Source organism: Providencia heimbachae ATCC 35613, from assembly GCF_001655055.1.
Classification (GTDB): domain Bacteria; phylum Pseudomonadota; class Gammaproteobacteria; order Enterobacterales; family Enterobacteriaceae; genus Providencia; species Providencia heimbachae.
Genome location: NZ_LXEW01000031.1, coordinates 160,859 through 180,224, shown reverse-complemented (window position 1 = coordinate 180,224; position 19,366 = coordinate 160,859). Strand labels below are relative to the sequence as shown.

At 41.5% G+C, this 19,366-nt stretch carries 18 protein-coding genes; 17 read left to right on the top strand and 1 reads right to left on the bottom strand.

Features of this window, described 5'->3' with window-relative positions; translation table 11 throughout:
• The first annotated feature begins 174 nt into the window (after nucleotides 1-174).
• A complete protein-coding gene (gene ravA / locus M998_RS10910) occupies nucleotides 175-1,689 on the top strand; it encodes an ATPase RavA (RefSeq protein ID WP_068908827.1) in 1,515 nt (504 codons plus the stop codon).
• Nucleotides 1,686-3,143 carry an ATPase RavA stimulator ViaA gene (gene viaA / locus M998_RS10905; RefSeq protein WP_068437788.1) on the top strand — a complete coding sequence of 486 codons (1,458 nt, stop codon included), beginning with the start codon at nucleotides 1,686-1,688 and terminating at the stop codon, nucleotides 3,141-3,143. Before ravA ends, viaA begins: the two co-directional genes overlap by 4 nt.
• Here viaA and asnA read toward each other — a convergent pair whose 3' ends face one another.
• Entirely contained in the window at nucleotides 3,144-4,136 is a 993-nt protein-coding gene (asnA, locus tag M998_RS10900) for an aspartate--ammonia ligase (protein ID WP_068437791.1), read from the bottom strand.
• Nucleotides 4,137-4,298: 162 nt separating this feature from the next.
• On the opposite strand from asnA, the gene asnC reads away from it, so the two are divergent.
• The 15 genes from asnC to glmS all read left to right on the top strand — a co-directional run bounded on the left by asnC (nucleotide 4,299) and on the right by glmS (nucleotide 19,226).
• Nucleotides 4,299-4,760, top strand: coding sequence for a transcriptional regulator AsnC (gene asnC, locus M998_RS10895; RefSeq protein ID WP_068437794.1), 462 nt, complete (start codon nucleotides 4,299-4,301; stop codon nucleotides 4,758-4,760).
• 91 nt (nucleotides 4,761-4,851) lie between these two features.
• Entirely contained in the window at nucleotides 4,852-5,292 is a 441-nt protein-coding gene (mioC, locus tag M998_RS10890) for an FMN-binding protein MioC (RefSeq protein ID WP_068437797.1), read from the top strand.
• A gap of 376 nt (nucleotides 5,293-5,668) precedes the next feature.
• The gene (gene mnmG, locus M998_RS10885; RefSeq protein ID WP_068908826.1) at nucleotides 5,669-7,558 is read left to right on the top strand and encodes a tRNA uridine-5-carboxymethylaminomethyl(34) synthesis enzyme MnmG; all 1,890 of its coding nucleotides are present in this window, start codon (nucleotides 5,669-5,671) and stop codon (nucleotides 7,556-7,558) included.
• A 1-nt stretch (nucleotide 7,559) separates the two neighbouring features.
• The gene (gene rsmG, locus M998_RS10880) at nucleotides 7,560-8,183 is read left to right on the top strand and encodes a 16S rRNA (guanine(527)-N(7))-methyltransferase RsmG (protein ID WP_068908824.1); all 624 of its coding nucleotides are present in this window, start codon (nucleotides 7,560-7,562) and stop codon (nucleotides 8,181-8,183) included.
• A gap of 600 nt (nucleotides 8,184-8,783) precedes the next feature.
• On the top strand, nucleotides 8,784-9,161 hold the full coding sequence (gene atpI / locus M998_RS10875; RefSeq protein WP_068908822.1) for a F0F1 ATP synthase subunit I: 378 nt from the start codon (nucleotides 8,784-8,786) through the stop codon (nucleotides 9,159-9,161).
• A gap of 33 nt (nucleotides 9,162-9,194) precedes the next feature.
• Entirely contained in the window at nucleotides 9,195-10,013 is an 819-nt protein-coding gene (atpB, locus tag M998_RS10870) for a F0F1 ATP synthase subunit A (RefSeq protein ID WP_068437810.1), read from the top strand.
• A gap of 49 nt (nucleotides 10,014-10,062) precedes the next feature.
• Nucleotides 10,063-10,302 carry a F0F1 ATP synthase subunit C gene (atpE, locus tag M998_RS10865; RefSeq protein WP_004393045.1) on the top strand — a complete coding sequence of 80 codons (240 nt, stop codon included), beginning with the start codon at nucleotides 10,063-10,065 and terminating at the stop codon, nucleotides 10,300-10,302.
• 58 nt (nucleotides 10,303-10,360) lie between these two features.
• On the top strand, nucleotides 10,361-10,831 hold the full coding sequence (gene atpF, locus M998_RS10860; RefSeq protein WP_068437813.1) for a F0F1 ATP synthase subunit B: 471 nt from the start codon (nucleotides 10,361-10,363) through the stop codon (nucleotides 10,829-10,831).
• An 11-nt stretch (nucleotides 10,832-10,842) separates the two neighbouring features.
• The gene (gene atpH / locus M998_RS10855; protein WP_068437815.1) at nucleotides 10,843-11,376 is read left to right on the top strand and encodes a F0F1 ATP synthase subunit delta; all 534 of its coding nucleotides are present in this window, start codon (nucleotides 10,843-10,845) and stop codon (nucleotides 11,374-11,376) included.
• A gap of 14 nt (nucleotides 11,377-11,390) precedes the next feature.
• On the top strand, nucleotides 11,391-12,932 hold the full coding sequence (gene atpA, locus M998_RS10850; RefSeq protein WP_068437817.1) for a F0F1 ATP synthase subunit alpha: 1,542 nt from the start codon (nucleotides 11,391-11,393) through the stop codon (nucleotides 12,930-12,932).
• A gap of 54 nt (nucleotides 12,933-12,986) precedes the next feature.
• A complete protein-coding gene (atpG, locus tag M998_RS10845) occupies nucleotides 12,987-13,850 on the top strand; it encodes a F0F1 ATP synthase subunit gamma (protein ID WP_068437820.1) in 864 nt (287 codons plus the stop codon).
• 34 nt (nucleotides 13,851-13,884) lie between these two features.
• Nucleotides 13,885-15,267, top strand: a complete 1,383-nt coding sequence (gene atpD, locus M998_RS10840) for a F0F1 ATP synthase subunit beta (RefSeq protein WP_068908820.1) — start codon at nucleotides 13,885-13,887, stop codon at nucleotides 15,265-15,267.
• A 21-nt stretch (nucleotides 15,268-15,288) separates the two neighbouring features.
• Nucleotides 15,289-15,714, top strand: a complete 426-nt coding sequence (locus M998_RS10835) for a F0F1 ATP synthase subunit epsilon (protein ID WP_068437825.1) — start codon at nucleotides 15,289-15,291, stop codon at nucleotides 15,712-15,714.
• A gap of 125 nt (nucleotides 15,715-15,839) precedes the next feature.
• Entirely contained in the window at nucleotides 15,840-17,210 is a 1,371-nt protein-coding gene (gene glmU, locus M998_RS10830; protein WP_068908818.1) for a bifunctional UDP-N-acetylglucosamine diphosphorylase/glucosamine-1-phosphate N-acetyltransferase GlmU, read from the top strand.
• A gap of 183 nt (nucleotides 17,211-17,393) precedes the next feature.
• Nucleotides 17,394-19,226, top strand: coding sequence for a glutamine--fructose-6-phosphate transaminase (isomerizing) (gene glmS / locus M998_RS10825; protein ID WP_068437832.1), 1,833 nt, complete (start codon nucleotides 17,394-17,396; stop codon nucleotides 19,224-19,226).
• Nucleotides 19,227-19,366: the final 140 nt, after the last annotated feature.

Below are 19,366 nucleotides of genomic sequence, written 5' to 3'. Positions count from 1 at the left end.
TAAGACCAAAAACAATAACTTATTGAATCATTTATAGCTGAATCGTTTTTTCTTATTATTTGGAATATATCAAAGAACAAAAGAAAAATTGATTGCACAATGAATAAAAGGATGGCAATTCTAATGATTGATAGGGTTAACTATTAATATATCGAAAGGTTAAAGGAAACACGCATGCAATTATCTGAACGGATAGCCCAACTTAGTAATTACCTCGAAGGTGGCTTATATGAACGCCAGCACGCTATTCGTTTATGTTTGTTAGCAACTCTCAGTGGTGAAAGCGTTTTCCTTTTAGGTCCTCCAGGGATCGCCAAGAGTTTAATAGCAAGACGAATGAAATTTGCTTTTCGCCACGCTAATGCTTTTGAGTATTTAATGACTCGCTTCTCAACACCAGAAGAAATTTTTGGCCCCTTATCTATTCAAGCATTAAAAGATGAAGGCCGTTATGAGCGACTCACTAAAGGTTATTTACCAGATGCTGAAGTGGTTTTTCTCGATGAAATATGGAAAGCGGGCCCCGCTATTCTCAACACGTTATTAACGGCCATTAATGAGCGTAAATTCCGTAATGGGGATGAAGAAAAAACCATTCCAATGCGTTTATTAGTGGCTGCATCCAATGAACTTCCAGATGCCGATAATAGCCTTGAAGCACTTTTTGATCGGATGCTAGTCCGTATCTGGCTAGATAAAGTGCAAGAAAAGCAGAATTTTCGTGCGCTACTAACCGGAAAATCGTCATCAGATGAAACTTTAGTTCCGGAACATCTTAAAATCAGTGATGAAGAATATTACGCATGGCAAAAAGAAATTCCCAAAATTACGCTACCCGATCACTGTTTTGAGTTAATTTATCAATTACGCCAGCAGTTGGATGCGATAGATAAAAGCCTTTATGTTTCAGATAGGCGTTGGAAGAAAGCGGTTTATTTATTACAAGCTAGTGCTTTTTTTAATGGCCGAAGCACCGTTTCCCCCCTTGATATTATATTACTGAAAGATTGTTTATGGCATGACATGCAATCTATGAATACTTTACCTCAAATTCTCAAATCTATGTTGCAAGAAGATGGATGGCAGCAAAGGAAATTAACCAGAGAAATTGATCAAGTCTACCAACAGTGGATGTCATCAACACAAGATCAACATAATCAAGACGCTTTTAAAGTCAGTAAAAATAATGCCATGTTTGCTCGTAAAGCCTCTTATTTATTATCAGATAATCTTCATGAAGGGCAATTAACCTTTTTTTTGCATCGGCCATTACAGTTACACAACATGAAAATTACGTTTATCACGACGGATAAAAAATCACTTTTAACCTTTTTGAATAAGGGAACAACGTTATCCGCTCACTTAAATGGGATTGGTTTTGCGCAAGAAATTGCTGCTGAAGTGAATAATTTAAACCAAATTCAGTTATTAGATGTAAGCCATCAATCATCAACTTTATATATGCAAGAAAAAATGACAGCGGTACCTGACCATACCGAATGGTTAGATAAGCTAGATAAAATTCAAACTGAAATTCAAACTGCCCGTTATCAATTTGAAAAACAACAACCTAATTTATTTATTGAATCCCATTGGCTAGCAAGTATTGAAGAAAGTTTTATCAAGTTGTCGGATAAGCTCACTCAGTTACGTAACCAAATTTCTGGCAAAGTGACCTCATCCTTATGATGAGTTTAGCCACGCTCGATTTATTGCTTTCAGTGAATGAAAGCCAATTAATTGAAGAAATTATTATTTCCCTTCTGGCAACGCCACAATTAGCGGCATTTTTTGAAAAACATCCTCGCTTAAAAAAAGCATTATTAAAAGATTTATCGGGCTGGAAAAAAGATCTCAAACAAAAACTGCAAGATGCATTAGTACCGCAGCAACTATCCGAAGAGTTTATGCTCTATCAGCAATCGCTTGGATTATCTACAGATGTTTTTTTCACACAATTACCTTCCGTGATTGAAAAACTTAATCAGCTTGATTCTCCCTTTTATCATGAAGCCTATCAGTTACAGAAAGGCAAAATAGAAAACCGTAGTGCTCGCCAATCTTTATTTGTCCAGCGGTGGCGAATTAATTTAATCCTGCAAGTTACTACCTTGCATAAAGATCTGTTAGAGCAAGAAAAAGAGCAACTGTTGGCCGAATTACAAAGACGCCTTGCCTTAAGTGGTAATTTGGAAGAAGTTTTAGGTGAAAATGAGCGAGCAGCGGGTCGGTTATGGGATTTAAGTAAAGGTATCAATACCCATTCAGCTTATAACGACCAGTTATTAAATCGCTACAGTGAATTTTTACGTCAACAACCCGAGTTAGAAAAAATTGCCCAGCTACTGGGTCGAAGCCAATCAGCTCGAGCCATTCCTGATGATAGTGTGGTACTTGAGCCGATGACAGTGATGGAGAAAGTGCCTGAAACGGTACCCGAGCAAGTTAATGGTTTAGGTCAAAGTGATGATATTTTACGGTTATTGCCGGCTGAATTAGCGATGCTAGGTCTCGAAGATATTGAATTTGAATTTTATCGTAAATTGTTAGAAAAACAGTTACTCACTTATCGCTTACAAGGTGAAAGCTGGCAAGAAAGGAAAATACTACGTCCTGTCACCCATCATCAAGATGAAGAACAACCAAGAGGCCCATTCATTGTCTGTATCGATACATCAGGGTCAATGGGTGGACTTAATGAGCGATGTGCTAAGGCCTTTTGTCTCGCTTTAATGAAAATCGCGCTGGCGGATAACCGTGCCTGCCACATCATGTTATTTTCAACTGAAATTATTCACTATGATCTGTTATCTGCGGATGGCTTAGAACAATGTATTCGTTTTTTACAGCAAACGTTTCGGGGAGGAACCGATCTTGCCGCCTGTTTGCAAGAAACGACGATTAAATTAGAGTCAAAACAATGGGTAGATGCAGATGCCGTAGTGATATCTGATTTTGTAGCACAACGTTTACCGGATGATTTAGTACAGAAAATAAAATCCCTTCAAAAAATTGGGAAATACCGCTTCCATGCGGTATCAGTCTCAAATTATGGGAAGCCCAGTATCATGAGGATATTTGATCATATCTGGCGTTTTGATACAGGACTAAAAAGCAGACTACTACGCCGTTTTAGTCGCTAATTAAAGCATACCTTCAACAGACTCTTGCATATCTGGAGCCCAAACGCCGCACTGGACTTGACCAATGTGTTGACGTTGTAGAAGTAACATTACCAAGCGAGATTGACCAATACCACCACCGATGGTTTGCGGCATATCGCCTTTAACGAGTGCTTGGTGCCATTCTAATTCCATACGTTTTTCATCACCGGTTAGACCTAACTGATAAGTTAAACATTCAGGGCTGACGCGGATCCCCATCGAAGACAGCTCAAATGCGTCTTGCAGTACAGGGTTCCACACTAAAATATCACCGTTCAAACCACGGAAACCCTCTTCGTTTTCAGTCGTCCAGTCATCATAATCCGGTGCGCGAACATCATGAGATTCACCGCTAGATAGCTTACCACCGATACCGATAAGGAATACGGCACCAAGTTCTTTAGCAATCGCACGTTCACGGCCTTTTGCGTCTAAATCAGGGTAGCGTTGTAGCAGTTCTTCACTGTGGATAAAGTGAATTTGGTCTGGCAGGAACGGTGCCAGTCCAAACTCTTTACTTACGGCAGCTTCTGTTTGTTTTATTGCCTTGTATATTTTACCCACTGTCTGTTTCAGATAAGGAAGTGTACGTTCCTCATCTGCCATCACTTTTTCCCAATCCCACTGATCGACATAAACAGAGTGGATTGGCGTTAAGCGATCCTCGTCCGGGCGCAACGCTTTCATATGAGTGTAAAGACCTTGGCCTTCGCTAAAACCAAAACGACCTAAGGTTTTGCGTTTCCATTTAGCCAAAGAGTGAACCACTTCAAACGTTGCTCCTGGAATTGATTTCACTTTTACTTGAACCGCTTTTTCACAGCCTGATAAGTTATCTTGAGTACCATCACCTAAACGGCTGAGAATCGGTCCTTGAACTTCAATCAAGCCAAGCTCTTTTTCAAGTAAACGTGAGAAATAAGATTTAACAAAACTAATTTGTTGCTGATGTTCGATGAATGACTTGTCCATAATTAATTACCCATAATTTGTTTGCTGTATTAGCTGATGTATAGATTAAGCAACAAAATGAGGTATAAATTCAATATACTTCATCAAAAAAACCCTTTACTGTTTATATTAATCAATAAAAGCGCTATAAAATTGAATAATCGTTAAAATGGAGAGCTAATAATGCCGGAAAATTATCAAATCGATAATCTCGATCGTGACATACTTCACGAATTAATGGGAAATGCGCGTATTGCTTATGCTGAATTAGCTAAAAAATTCGCAGTGAGCCCCGGAACAATTCATGTACGCGTTGAGAAAATGAAACAAGCGGGGATCATTAAAGGAACACGAATTGATATCAGTGCGAAACAACTTGGTTTTGATGTGTGCTGTTTTATCGGCATTATTCTAAAAAGCGCTAAAGACTATCATACCGCTTTAAAGAAGCTCGATGAATTAGAAGAAGTCGTTGAGGTTTATTATACCACAGGACAATACAGTATTTTTACTAAGGTAATGTGTCGATCGATCGATGCGCTACAAGACGTACTTATCAACAAAATTCAAACCATTGACGAAATTCAATCCACAGAAACACTAATATCCTTACAAAACCCGATCATGCGGACAATCAAGCCTTAGAAAAAAAATGATATAACCATATTATCCACAGGTAGATCCCAGCTCATTCACAGCGTACAATAGCGTCCAATTATAGTGAAAGAGAGTCACCATGACAAAAATAACCCTAATAAGTGGCAGCACCATGGGCAGTGCTGAATATGTTGCAGAACATATGGCTGAGATTTTAGAAGAACTCAGTTTCGAAACGGATATTCAACACGGTCCAACACTTGATGAACTGCCTCTTGACGGGTTATGGCTGGTGGTTAGCTCAACACATGGCGCGGGGGATCTTCCTGAAAATATTCAACCTCTCGCAGATGCTATTAAAGAGACATCTCCTGATCTCAGTAACGTGAAGTTTGGCGCTGTCGGGATCGGCAGTTCTGAATATGACACTTTTTGTGGTGCGATCCATTCCCTTGATGCTTTATTACTCGAAAAAGGGGCTAAAAGGATCGGTGAATGCTTTGAAATCGATATCCAAAAACACGAAATTCCAGAAGATCCCGCCGGAGAGTGGGTTAAAATTTGGGCAAACGAACTGTGATTTGTTCAAAAAAGCAACACTCAGTTGTGGATAACTCAGGGAGTATCCCGGTATTAACCGGTAGTTATCCAGAGTATAACTTTTAGGCCTCACACTGCCTGTGCATAAGTACCCTTTTTGATCCCAGCTTATACGCAATAGGATCACGTGTCATTCACAGTATATGATCCTTTACACTTAGATGATCTTTAAAGTGAAAATCCACTTATCCACAGAAAACGGTGATCCTAATAGTAGATCTAATAAAGAGATCTTTAAATAAAAAGATCTTAATACTATAAGGCTGGGAAGGCAGAGGTTGGTCTATCCTTTAAACTTGAAGTAGAATTCATTTCTCAAATGCACAGTCAGCATTTTTCTAACGTAAGGTTCACACATGTTTTATCCAGAACACTTTGACGTCATCGTAATTGGTGGTGGTCATGCCGGTACTGAAGCAGCAATGGCAGCTGCACGTATGGGGCGTCAAACCCTATTACTGACTCACAATATTGATACTTTGGGTCAGATGTCTTGTAACCCAGCCATCGGTGGGATCGGTAAGGGACATCTGGTCAGAGAAATTGATGCCTTAGGTGGCCTAATGGCTACTGCAACTGACAAGGCTGGTATTCAATTTAGAACACTCAATGCCAGCAAAGGACCCGCTGTTCGAGCAACCAGAGCTCAAGCAGACCGTGTTCTGTACAGACAAGCCGTTAGAACCGCGTTAGAAAATCAACCAAACTTAATGATTTTTCAACAACCGGTTGAAGATTTAATTGTTGAAAATAATGCTGTAACCGGTGCTGTAACCCGCATGGGGTTAAAATTTAAAGCAAAATCCGTTGTACTAACCGTTGGAACTTTCCTTGATGGAAAAATTCATATTGGTTTAGAAAACTACAGTGGTGGACGTGCAGGTGATCCACCTTCGATTTCGCTTTCACAACGTTTGAGAGAATTGCCTTTACGTGTTAATCGTTTAAAAACAGGTACACCACCAAGAATCGATGCAAGAACTATCGATTTTAGTCAACTAGCGCAACAGCTAGGCGATGATCCAATGCCCGTATTTTCGTTTTTAGGTTCACAAGATCAACATCCACAACAAATGCCTTGTTATATCACCTATACCAATGAAAAAACGCATGATGTGATCCGAAATAATCTGGATCGCAGCCCAATGTATGCAGGGATCATCGAAGGGATCGGCCCTCGCTATTGCCCTTCGATCGAAGATAAAGTGATGCGTTTTGCAGATAAAGATTCTCATCAGATCTTCCTAGAACCGGAAGGGTTAACGAGTAATGAAATCTATCCAAATGGTATCTCCACCAGTTTGCCATTTGATGTACAAATGAAAATTGTGCATTCCATGAAAGGAATGGAAAACGCAAGGATCATCCGTCCTGGTTACGCCATTGAGTATGATTTTTTTGACCCCAGAGATCTAAAACAAACTCTAGAAAGCAAATTTATCCATGGCCTTTTCTTTGCTGGTCAAATTAACGGAACAACCGGTTATGAAGAAGCAGGCGCTCAAGGCTTGCTTGCTGGACTCAATGCTGCTCAACATGCCTTTGGCTTAGAAGGTTGGTTCCCTCGTCGTGATGAAGCTTACATGGGGGTTCTTGTGGATGATCTGTGCACATTAGGAACGAAAGAACCATACCGCATGTTTACTTCCCGTGCAGAATACCGCTTGATGCTCAGAGAAGATAATGCCGATCTACGTTTAACGGAAAAAGGCCGTGAATTAGGTTTAGTTGATGATGTTCGTTGGGCACACTTTAATCGTAAAGTTGAACTGATTGAAAAAGAACGCCAACGCTTAAAAGATATTTGGGTTCATCCTAAATCAGAAGGTCATGATGAAGTTGACCAAATTTTAACCGTACCGTTATCAAAAGAAGCCAGCGGTGAAGATTTGCTGCGTCGTCCTGAAATGAATTATCGTTTGCTTACTTCTTTAAGTCGATTTTCGCCAGGCATTGAAGATCCACAAGCCGCAGATCAAGTTGAAATTCAAGTTAAATATGAAGGCTATATTGCTCGCCAAAAAGAAGAGATCGAAAGACAATTACGTAATGAAAATGCATTATTACCGCTGGATCTCGATTATAAGCAAGTTAAAGGCCTGTCCAATGAAGTGATGGCTAAACTCAACGATCATAAACCAACATCGATAGGCCAAGCATCTCGTATCTCGGGGATCACCCCTGCGGCAATCTCGATTTTACTCGTTTGGCTAAAAAAACAAGAGATACTGCGTCGGAGCGCTTAATATGGATTTATTATCAAAACTGACTCAGTTGCTTGCAAAAGCCAATATTAGCCTGACAGAACAACAAAAACAGCAGCTTGTTGGTTATGTTGAAATGTTAGTTAAGTGGAATAAAGCCTATAATCTGACTTCTGTTCGTGAACCTCAACAAATGCTTATTCGTCATATTATGGATAGTATTGTGGTGAACGATCACTTATCAGGCACCACCTTTATCGATGTAGGAACAGGTCCTGGCTTACCAGGGGTTCCTTTAGCGATAGTTAGACCTAATGCACATTTTGTATTGTTAGATAGCCTAGGGAAGCGTATACGCTTCTTAAAGCAGGTACAGCATGAGTTAGGGTTAAATAATATTGAACCTGTTCAATCTCGTGTTGAAGAATATCAACAAGAAAATGGGTTTGATGGCGTTATAAGCCGTGCTTTTGCATCTTTGAATGACATGTTGAGCTGGTGCCATCATTTACCGTCTTCAAATGGTAAATTCTACGCATTAAAAGGTGTGATCCGTGGTGAGGAAATTACTGAATTACCAGAAGGTTTTATCGTGGAATCGATCACTGAACTGAAAATTCCAGAACTTGATGGGCAGCGTCATTTAGTTAAGTTATCTATAAAATAAAGTTACTTTTTATCAAATAAATTTACCTTTTTGAGCTGTAGCCGTGCATTTACAATGTTACGGCTATTTTTATTTTATTCCGCTTATTTTTTTTCATTATTTACGTTATGTTTACAGGATAATAACGAATAAATAGCAAAAATAATGCGTTGAAAGAAAAAATGAATCCTAACTGCCTATTTTTACTTAATCGTTTTAGCTAGCTAAATAATTAATAATGAAATATTTCATTTTTTTCATCATTTTTTTGGTTAAAAATTGCTATCTTTAATTATTTGATTTACTGGCTAAAACCCTTTTTTTATTGTGTAAATAGCGGTGAATCAAACAAAGGGTAAAATACAGAATGTGATATTCATCACATAAAAATGTTTGTTGCTGTTAAGTTGTTAACTATTTATTAATAATTACTGCGTCAATTCTGCGCTATCTCGAAAAAATTAAATATTTATTCACCTTTTCGCTACTTACTGATTGAATTCATTTCGCCTGCCCGTATAATTTGCTCGTTTTTGTCTCTTGACACATTTAAGCAAAGGCAGTTTTATACAACACTTAGCGTTTCTGTGGCTGAGAAAAGCTGGGAGAACATCAAAAGTTATGTCTGTATCCCTTTATGACAACAACAATGCTGCAAAGTATTTGTCTGTTCAGTTAATAACTTTTGTTATCCTCAGTGGGGCTTTCTGTGCAAATAGTATAGAATGGGGGGCCTCTGCTCTTGCGGGTGGGTTAGCATGCTGGTTACCAAATATCGTATTTATGTTGCTAGCGCACTTTCAGAAAGCAAAAGAAGAGGATGAACCTGTCCGCATTGCCTGGTTCTTTGCATTAGGAGCAGGGCTGAAGGTTGTTACAACTATCGCTGTATTAGTTGTTGCTTTCGGTGTGTTTAAAGCGTCATTGACACCACTGGGTTTGACCTATTTAGCGGTGCTAATTGTTCAGATTGTTGCACCAGCCGTTTTAAAACGGTAAGTATTTTTAAACTACAAAAGGGTAAGAGGCATCATGTCTGCATCAGGAGAAGTGATGACTACAAATGAGTACATAAGTCACCATCTGAATAACCTTCAGTTAGACTTACGTACCTTTGAGTTGGTCGATCCCCAAGCTAGTCCAACATTTTGGACGTTGAACATTGACTCGCTTTTTTTCTCGGTAGTTCTCGGGGTTCTGTTCCTGTGGCTATTTAGAAAAGTTGCCGTTAATGCGACTAGTGGCGTACCCGGTAAGTTACAGACTGCAATAGAACTGATCATTGGTTTCGTTGATAATTCAGTCCGTGATATGTATCACGGTAAGAGCAAAGTTATTGCCCCTCTGGCTTTAACCGTGTTCATCTGGGTTTTCTTAATGAACCTTATGGATTTACTCCCAATCGACTTCCTTCCTTACATAGGTGAACATTATTTAGGGTTACCTGCTCTGCGTGCAGTTCCGACAGCAGATGTTAGTGTGACTTTATCTATGGCGGTTGGTGTGTTTATCCTAATAATCTTTTATAGCATCAAGATGAAAGGAATTGGCGGATTTACGAAAGAGCTCACTATGCAGCCTTTTAATCATCCGATCTTTATTCCTGTTAACTTGATTCTTGAAGGGGTAAGCCTGCTATCAAAACCTGTATCACTCGGTCTGCGACTGTTTGGTAACATGTATGCAGGTGAATTGATCTTTATTCTTATCGCGGCACTGTTACCGTGGTGGTCACAGTGGTTGTTAAGCCTACCGTGGGCTATCTTCCACATACTGATTATTACGCTACAAGCCTTTATATTTATGGTTCTGACTGTTGTCTATCTCTCGATGGCATCTGAAGAACATTAATTAACTATCAATAAATAATTGAATTAACTGAAACAAACTGGAGACTGTCATGGAAAACCTGAATATGGATCTGCTGTACATGGCTGCCGCTATTATGATGGGATTAGCGGCGATCGGTGCTGCGATCGGTATCGGCATCCTAGGTGGTAAATTTTTAGAAGGTGCTGCTCGTCAGCCGGATTTAATTCCTTTGCTGCGTACACAGTTCTTTATCGTAATGGGCCTAGTTGATGCTATTCCGATGATTGCTGTTGGTCTGGGCCTGTATGTAATGTTCGCTGTTGCTTAATTTACGTTACGGAACACATTAAGAACATTAACTCACTAATGAATAAGAGGTATTGTCTGTGAACCTGAATGCAACAATCCTCGGCCAGGCTATCGCGTTTGTCCTGTTTGTTTTGTTCTGTATGAAGTATGTATGGCCACCGATTATGGCGGCCATAGAAAAACGTCAAAAAGAAATTGCTGACGGTTTATCTTCCGCAGAACGTGCTAAAAAGAACCTGGAACTGGCGCAAACCGACGCAACCGACCGACTGAAAAAAGCGAAAGCTGAAGCGCAAGTCATCATCGAACAAGCGAATAAACAACGCAGTCAGATGATTGACGAAGCGAAAGCCGAAGCTGAAACAGAGCGTGCAAAAATCGTAGCACAAGCGCAAGCCGAAATTGATGCTGAGCGTAAACGTGCACGTGAAGAGTTACGTAAACAGGTTGCGATGCTTGCTATCGCAGGTGCCGAGAAGATCATTGAACGTTCCGTGGATGAAGCTGCTAATAGCGACATCGTTGATAAACTAGTCGCTGAACTGTAGGAGGGAGGGGCATGTCTGAAATTGCTACTGTAGCTCGCCCCTACGCCAAAGCAGCTTTTGACTTTGCTGTCGAAAACCAATCTGTTGAAAAATGGCAGAAAATGCTGGCATTCACCTCTGAGGTGGCGCGCAATGAACAGGTTGGTGAGCTGCTTTCTGGTTCTATGGCACCAGAAAAATTAGCTAAAACGTTTATCTCTGTTTGCGGAGATGAAATTGACGAGCATGTTCAAAATCTGATTCGTATTATGGCTGAAAACGGGCGTTTAACCACGCTTCCAGAAGTACTTGTTCAATTTATACAATTGCGCGATACGCTGGAATCAACGATTGAAGTTGATGTTATTTCTGCTACCGAATTGAATGAACAGCAGTCAGCTAAAATTTCTGCCGCGATGGAAAAACGTCTGTCACGCAAAGTTAAGCTGAATTGCAAAACTGACAAGTCTGTTATTGCTGGAGTGATCATTCGTGCGGGAGACCTCGTCATTGACGGAAGTGTCCGCGGTCGCTTAGAGCGTTTAACTGACGTCTTGCAGTCTTAAGGGGACTGGAGCATATGCAACTGAATTCCACCGAAATCAGCGAACTGATCAAACAGCGTATTGCTCAGTTCGATGTTGTGAGTGAAGCTCACAATGAAGGTACGATTGTATCCGTTAATGACGGTATCATTCGTATTCACGGTTTAGCCGAAGTCATGCAGGGTGAGATGATCGCACTGCCTGGTAACCGTTATGCAATTGCACTGAACTTAGAGCGTGACTCTGTGGGTGCTGTTGTTATGGGTCCGTATGCCGATTTGGCAGAAGGCATGAAAGTTAAATGTACAGGTCGTATTCTTGAAGTTCCAGTAGGCCGTGGTCTACTTGGACGTGTCGTGAATACACTGGGTCAACCTATTGATGGTAAAGGCCCTGTTGAGAATGATGGCTTCTCTCCAATCGAAGTTATTGCTCCAGGTGTTATCGAGCGTCAATCTGTTGATCAACCTGTACAAACTGGTTATAAATCAGTCGATGCGATGATCCCAATCGGCCGTGGTCAGCGTGAGCTAATCATCGGTGACCGTCAGACAGGTAAAACTGCGCTAGCGATCGACTCCATTATTAACCAGCGTGACTCTGGCATCAAATGCGTTTACGTTGCTATCGGTCAGAAAGCTTCTACGATTTCTAACGTAGTACGTAAACTTGAAGAGCACGGCGCTCTGGAAAATACCATTGTTGTTGTTGCAACTGCATCTGAATCAGCTGCGCTGCAATACCTATCTGCATACTCAGGTTGCGCAATGGGTGAATATTTCCGTGACCGTGGTGAAGATGCGCTGATTGTTTATGATGACCTGTCTAAACAAGCGGTTGCATACCGTCAGATTTCACTGTTGCTACGTCGTCCACCAGGACGTGAAGCATACCCAGGTGATGTTTTCTATCTGCATTCACGTTTACTTGAGCGCGCTGCTCGTGTTAACGCTGACTATGTTGAAAACTTTACTAAAGGTGAAGTTAAAGGCCAAACAGGTTCATTGACAGCTCTGCCTATCATTGAAACTCAAGGCGGTGACGTTTCTGCATTCGTACCGACTAACGTAATCTCGATTACAGATGGTCAGATCTTCCTGGAATCTAACCTGTTTAACTCTGGTATTCGTCCAGCGGTTAACCCAGGTATTTCAGTATCTCGTGTTGGTGGTGCTGCTCAGACTAAAATTATTAAGAAATTGTCTGGTGGTATCCGTACTGCACTTGCTCAATATCGTGAACTGGCAGCGTTTGCTCAGTTTGCTTCCGACCTCGATGACGCAACTCGTAAACAGTTGAGCCATGGTCAGAAAGTAACTGAGTTGCTGAAACAGAAACAATATGCACCTATGTCAGTAGCAGAGCAGGCTCTTTCTCTGTTCGCTGCGGAACGTGGATATTTGGATGATGTTGAGTTAGCGAAAATTGGTGCATTTGAAGCTGCATTAGTTTCTTTTGCACTGCGCGAGCATGCTGACCTTATAAACGAAATCGGCCAGGCGGGTAACTATAACGATGATATCGAAGGTAAGTTGAAAAAACTCCTCGAGTCATTTAAAGCAACTCAGTCCTGGTAATACTATTCGGCCTATGAATTTTATGGGCCGTCTGGTTAATAAGGAGAAGCAGTAATGGCCGGCGCAAAAGAGATACGTTCCAAGATTGCCAGCGTGCAAAACACGCAGAAGATCACTAAAGCGATGGAAATGGTCGCTGCGTCCAAAATGCGTAAATCGCAGGAACGCATGGCGGCTAGCCGTCCTTATGCGGAGACCATGCGCAGTGTGATTGGTCACCTAGCGTTAGGTAATCTGGAATATAAACATCCTTATCTCGAAGAGCGTGAAGTTAAACGTGTCGGGTATTTGGTTGTTTCAACAGACCGTGGTCTGTGTGGTGGTTTGAACATTAACTTGTTTAAAAAACTGCTCTCAGATATGAAATTATGGTCTGAAAAAAATGTTCAGGTTGATTTGGCTTTAATCGGCTCTAAAGCGGTTTCATTCTTTGGTTCTGTTGGCGGCAATGTCGTGACACAGGTAACTGGAATGGGGGATAACCCAACGCTTTCGGACTTGATTGGTCCAGTTAACACGATGCTACAAGCCTATGATGAAGGGCGTTTGGATAAACTGTATGTTGTGACTAATAAGTTCATCAATACAATGTCTCAGGAGCCTACTATTCTTCAAGTATTGCCATTGCCTCCAAGCAATGACGAAACACTGAAGAAGAAATCTTGGGATTATATCTATGAACCCGATCCTAAGGCGTTGCTGGATACCCTGCTGCGTCGTTATATCGAGTCGCAGGTTTATCAGGGCGTCGTTGAAAACCTGGCTAGTGAGCAGGCCGCACGAATGGTAGCGATGAAAGCCGCTACTGATAATGGTGGAGACCTGATCAAAGAGTTACAGTTGGTTTACAACAAAGCTCGTCAGGCCAGCATTACTCAGGAGCTTACCGAAATTGTTTCGGGCGCTTCCGCGGTTTAACAGCTAGGTATACGAATTACGTAGAGGATTCAAGATGGCTACTGGAAAGATTATCCAGGTAATCGGCGCTGTTGTGGACGTCGAGTTCCCTCAAGATAGCGTACCAAAAGTGTACGACGCTCTTGAGGTGATGAACGGTAAAGAAAAACTGGTGCTGGAAGTTCAGCAGCAGTTAGGCGGTGGTGTTGTCCGTTGTATCGCAATGGGTACATCAGACGGCCTACGCCGTGGTTTAGAAGTTATAAACCTAGAGCACCCAATTGAAGTACCAGTAGGTAAAGCAACTCTGGGACGTATCATGAACGTTCTAGGTGACCCTATTGATATGAAAGGTGATATCGGCGAAGAAGAGCGCTGGTCTATTCACCGTCCAGCACCAAGCTACGAAGAGCTATCAAGCTCAGCAGAACTACTCGAAACCGGTATCAAAGTAATGGACTTAATCTGTCCATTCGCGAAAGGTGGTAAAGTCGGTCTGTTCGGTGGTGCGGGTGTTGGTAAAACAGTAAATATGATGGAACTTATCCGTAACATCGCGATTGAGCACTCAGGTTACTCAGTGTTTGCCGGTGTTGGTGAGCGTACCCGTGAAGGGAACGACTTCTATCATGAAATGACTGACTCAAACGTTCTGGATAAAGTATCACTGGTTTATGGCCAGATGAACGAGCCACCAGGAAACCGCCTGCGCGTTGCGTTGACGGGTCTGACTATGGCTGAAAAATTCCGTGACGAAGGTCGTGACGTACTGCTGTTCGTTGATAACATTTATCGTTATACACTGGCAGGTACTGAAGTATCAGCTCTGTTAGGTCGTATGCCTTCAGCGGTAGGTTATCAACCAACACTGGCAGAAGAGATGGGTGTTCTACAAGAACGTATTACATCAACCCAAACAGGTTCAATCACTTCTGTACAAGCGGTTTACGTTCCTGCGGATGACTTAACTGACCCATCACCAGCAACCACATTTGCTCACTTGGACGCAACCGTCGTTCTGAGCCGTCAAATCGCATCATTGGGTATTTACCCAGCGGTTGACCCTCTGGATTCGACAAGCCGCCAGCTTGACCCTCTCGTTGTTGGTCAAGAGCACTATGATGTTGCACGTGGCGTTCAGTCTATTCTGCAGCGTTACCAAGAGCTGAAAGATATCATTGCAATTCTAGGTATGGATGAGTTGTCTGAAGAAGATAAACTGGTTGTTGCTCGTGCTCGTAAGATCCAGCGCTTCCTGTCTCAACCATTCTTTGTTGCAGAAGTCTTCACTGGTTCACCAGGTAAGTTCGTTTCCCTGAAAGACACTATTCGTGGCTTCAGTGGTATCCTGAACGGCGATTATGATCACCTGCCAGAACAGGCGTTCTATATGGTTGGTACCATTGACGAAGCCGTGGAAAAAGCTAAAAAGCTTTAATCCAGCTGACAGGAGGTTGATATGGTATCTGCAATGACATACTACCTGAAAGTTGTTAGTGCTGAAAAACAGATGTTTGAAGGCCTAGTACAGAAAATTCAGGTGACAGGTAGTGAAGGTGAGCTGGGGATTTATCCACAGCATACCCCACTGCTGACTGCCATAAAACCGGGCATGATACGTATTACCAAGCAGTTTGGTGAAGAAGAACTAATTTACCTCTCCGGCGGTATGTTAGAAGTACAACCAACTGGTGTAATCGTACTTGTTGATACAGCGATCCGTGGTAAAGATTTAGATGAAGCTCGTGCAGTGGAATCTAAACGTAGAGCGGAAGAACATGTTCGCAAAGCGCACGGTGATGTTGATTATGCTCAGGCATCGGCAGAACTTGCAAAAGCGATAGCCAAACTTCGAGTAATCGAATTGACTAAAAAGCTAATGTAATGATAGCAGTATAAAAAAAAGCCAGTTGGTTAAACCTAACTGGCTTTTTTATTTGTGCGAAATATGTAGTAATTTATACAGGAAATAGGTTTACTTTCACCCCAAAGTTGGAGTTTCAGGAAAATATGACTGTGCAAAGAAAAAGTGTCGTGATTTTAGCTGCCGGTAAAGGCACACGGATGTATTCAGAGTTGCCTAAAGTATTGCATTTGCTTGCAGGTAAACCGATGGTTCAACATGTCATTGATACAGCAAAATCTATCGGTGCATCAGATATCCATCTGGTATACGGGCATGGTGGCGATTTACTGAAAGAAAAACTGGGCGAGCAAAACTTAAATTGGGTTTTACAAGCTGAACAGCTTGGCACGGGCCATGCAATGCAACAAGCAGCCCCAAGCTTTCATGATGATGAAGATATCATCATGTTATATGGTGATGTTCCTTTAATTGCTCAGGACACCTTACAGCGTCTTATTGACGTGAAGCCCGAAGGTGGAATTGGTTTACTGACTGTTATTTTAGATAATCCGACAGGCTATGGTCGTATTATTCGTGAAAACAATGAAGTCGTTGGTATTATCGAACAAAAAGACGCGACTGAAGCACAACTCAAAATCCAAGAAATTAATACCGGGATCATGGTTGCAAGCGGTAAAGATTTTAAACGCTGGTTAGCTCAACTCAATAATAACAATGCACAAGGCGAATATTATATCACTGATATAATTGCGTTAGCTCATAAAGAAGGGAACAAGATTGCCACGGTTCATCCAAACCGTCTTAGTGAGATGGAAGGGGTTAATAACCGTCTGCAACTTGCGGCTCTTGAACGTATTTACCAAAAAGAGCAAGCCGAAAAATTACTGTTAGCGGGTGTGATGTTAATCGATCCTGCGCGCTTTGATATTCGCGGAACCTTAACTCATGGTCGCGATATTATCATTGATACCAATGTTATTATTGAAGGTAATGTCACTTTAGGGAATAACGTTCATATCCAATCTGGCTGTATTTTGAAAAATTGTGTGATTGGTGATAACTCGGTTATTAGCCCTTATTCCGTAATAGAAAATTCTGAATTATCGACGGAATGTACTGTTGGTCCTTTTGCTCGTTTACGTCCCGGTGCTAAATTAGCAGCAAAAGCGCACGTTGGTAACTTTGTTGAAATAAAAAATGCGTCTTTGGGTCTTGGTTCAAAAGCGGGACACCTCTCTTATTTAGGGGATGCTCAAATTGGTGAAAACGTCAATATTGGTGCAGGCACAATAACCTGTAACTATGACGGTGCGAATAAACATAAAACCATTATTGGCGATGACGTATTTGTTGGCTCAGATACGCAATTAGTTGCACCTGTTTCGATTGCTAATGGCGTAACCATTGGTGCAGGCACGACAGTGACTCGCGATGTTAATGAAGGCGAGTTAGTCGTCAGCCGCGTTAAGCAAATGCATATTAAAAACTGGCAACGACCAGTAAAGAAAAAGTAAGTCAATTTTAAGGAGAGCATGCTTTTTGTCTCTCCTATTATAAAAATGTTAGTAAAATAATTCATATAAAAATATCCCCATTTCTACAAGGCTGGGGAACAGTGAAAACTGAATAATAATCAGGTTGCGACAAAATAAAGAATAATCCTTAAAGGATATTCTTTTGTTTAGGAATTAATAAATATGTGTGGAATCGTAGGTGCTGTTGCACAACGTGATATCGCAGAAATTCTGTTAGAAGGTCTTCGTCGTCTTGAATACCGTGGTTATGACTCGGCCGGTATGGCTGTTGTTGATCATGAAGGTCATCTGCAACGCTTACGTGAAGTCGGTAAAGTGCAGATGCTAGCGGATGAAGTAGAGAAAAGCCCTGTATCTGGCGGAATGGGGATTGCACATACCCGTTGGGCGACTCATGGTGTTCCAAGTGAGCGTAATGCTCACCCGCATACATCCGGTTACATTGCCGTTGTGCATAACGGTATTATTGAAAATTATTTAACACTAAAAGACGAGCTTAAAAAGCTTGGCTATGTGTTTAGTTCTGATACCGACACCGAAGTGATTGCCCATCTTGTTCATCACGAACAAGAAAAAGGTGGCACATTACTGGAAGTGGTTCAGCGCGTTATCCCACAATTACGGGGTGCATACGGTACTGTCGTGATGGATAGCCGTATTCCTGAATTATTAGTCGCCGCACGTTCGGGCAGCCCATTGGTGATAGGCCTTGGTGTTGGTGAAAACTTCTTAGCCTCTGACCAACTCGCTCTTTTACCGGTAACTCGTCGTTTTATCTACCTTGAAGAAGGAGATATCGCTGAGGTAACGCGTCGTTCTGTGCGTATTTTTGATAAACAAGGCTCAGCAATTGAACGTGAGACAATTGAGTCTAATGTTCAATATGATGCCGGTGATAAAGGTATTTATCGCCACTATATGCAAAAAGAAATTTATGAGCAGCCATTAGCGATTAAAAACACGCTTGAAGGGCGTTTTAGTAAAGACAATGGTATCGACCTTAGTGAATTAGGCCCAAGAGCGAGCGAAATTCTTTCACAGGTAGAGCATATTCAAATCGTTGCTTGTGGTACATCGTTCAATGCCGGAATGGTTGCACGCTATTGGTTTGAATCATTGGCGGGTATTCCTTGTGATGTTGAGATTGCTTCAGAATATCGCTATCGTAACCCCGCACATCGTAAAAATAGTTTGATGATCACCCTTTCCCAATCAGGGGAAACCGCAGATACATTAGCCGCTTTACGTTTATCGAAAGAGCTTGGCTATTTGACATCATTAGCCGTTTGTAACGTAGCGGGTTCTTCATTGGTACGTGAATCTGAGTTTGCTTTGATGACCAAAGCCGGCGCTGAGATTGGCGTTGCATCAACCAAAGCATTCACAACGCAATTGACTGTTTTGTTGATGCTGGTGGCCTATATGGGGCGCTTGAAAGGTGCAAAACCAGAGCTTGAAGAAAATATTTCTCATGCACTGCATGCATTGCCAGCTCGTATTGAAAGCATGTTGTCACAAGATAAAGTGATTGAAGCACTGGCTGAAGATTTTTCTGATAAGCACCATGCCTTATTCTTAGGTCGTGGCGATCAGTTCCCGATTGCAGTTGAAGGGGCGCTGAAATTAAAAGAAATTTCGTATATTCATGCTGAAGCTTATGCGGCGGGTGAATTAAAGCATGGTCCATTAGCGCTGATTGATGCTGATATGCCGGTTATTATCATTGCTCCTAACAATGAGTTGCTCGAAAAACTTAAATCTAACATTGAAGAAGTGCGTGCACGCGGTGGCTTGCTGTATGTATTTGCTGACCAAGATGCCGGCTTTACCGCAAGTGAAAATATGAAAATTGTTTCATTACCACATGTTGAAGAGCTAATTGCCCCGATTTTTTACACTGTACCGCTACAATTACTGTCATATCATGTGGCCTTAATTAAAGGCACCGATGTTGACCAGCCACGTAATCTGGCGAAATCAGTAACGGTTGAGTAATAACGCATTGTGTTAAAATAAGTGTTGGTTAACAATAAAGTTGTTACGTACACAATATAGTTGTTAACTTTACAATTTAGTTGTTAATTATTGCCATCTAAGCTACTTTTAAAATAAGTTAGTTTAGATGGCATTTTACT

Bases quoted from the DNA above. Each gene is read 5' to 3' on its own strand.
- ravA (WP_068908827.1), top strand. From the start codon at position 175: ATGCAATTATCTGAACGGATAGCCCAACTTAGTAATTACCTCGAAGGT.
- viaA (WP_068437788.1), top strand. From the start codon at position 1,686: ATGATGAGTTTAGCCACGCTCGATTTATTGCTTTCAGTGAATGAAAGC.
- asnA (WP_068437791.1), bottom strand. From the start codon at position 4,136: ATGGACAAGTCATTCATCGAACATCAGCAACAAATTAGTTTTGTTAAA.
- asnC (WP_068437794.1), top strand. From the start codon at position 4,299: ATGCCGGAAAATTATCAAATCGATAATCTCGATCGTGACATACTTCAC.
- mioC (WP_068437797.1), top strand. From the start codon at position 4,852: ATGACAAAAATAACCCTAATAAGTGGCAGCACCATGGGCAGTGCTGAA.
- mnmG (WP_068908826.1), top strand. From the start codon at position 5,669: ATGTTTTATCCAGAACACTTTGACGTCATCGTAATTGGTGGTGGTCAT.
- rsmG (WP_068908824.1), top strand. From the start codon at position 7,560: ATGGATTTATTATCAAAACTGACTCAGTTGCTTGCAAAAGCCAATATT.
- atpI (WP_068908822.1), top strand. From the start codon at position 8,784: ATGTCTGTATCCCTTTATGACAACAACAATGCTGCAAAGTATTTGTCT.
- atpB (WP_068437810.1), top strand. From the start codon at position 9,195: ATGTCTGCATCAGGAGAAGTGATGACTACAAATGAGTACATAAGTCAC.
- atpE (WP_004393045.1), top strand. From the start codon at position 10,063: ATGGAAAACCTGAATATGGATCTGCTGTACATGGCTGCCGCTATTATG.
- atpH (WP_068437815.1), top strand. From the start codon at position 10,843: ATGTCTGAAATTGCTACTGTAGCTCGCCCCTACGCCAAAGCAGCTTTT.
- atpA (WP_068437817.1), top strand. From the start codon at position 11,391: ATGCAACTGAATTCCACCGAAATCAGCGAACTGATCAAACAGCGTATT.
- atpG (WP_068437820.1), top strand. From the start codon at position 12,987: ATGGCCGGCGCAAAAGAGATACGTTCCAAGATTGCCAGCGTGCAAAAC.
- atpD (WP_068908820.1), top strand. From the start codon at position 13,885: ATGGCTACTGGAAAGATTATCCAGGTAATCGGCGCTGTTGTGGACGTC.
- M998_RS10835 (WP_068437825.1), top strand. From the start codon at position 15,289: ATGGTATCTGCAATGACATACTACCTGAAAGTTGTTAGTGCTGAAAAA.
- glmU (WP_068908818.1), top strand. From the start codon at position 15,840: ATGACTGTGCAAAGAAAAAGTGTCGTGATTTTAGCTGCCGGTAAAGGC.
- glmS (WP_068437832.1), top strand. From the start codon at position 17,394: ATGTGTGGAATCGTAGGTGCTGTTGCACAACGTGATATCGCAGAAATT.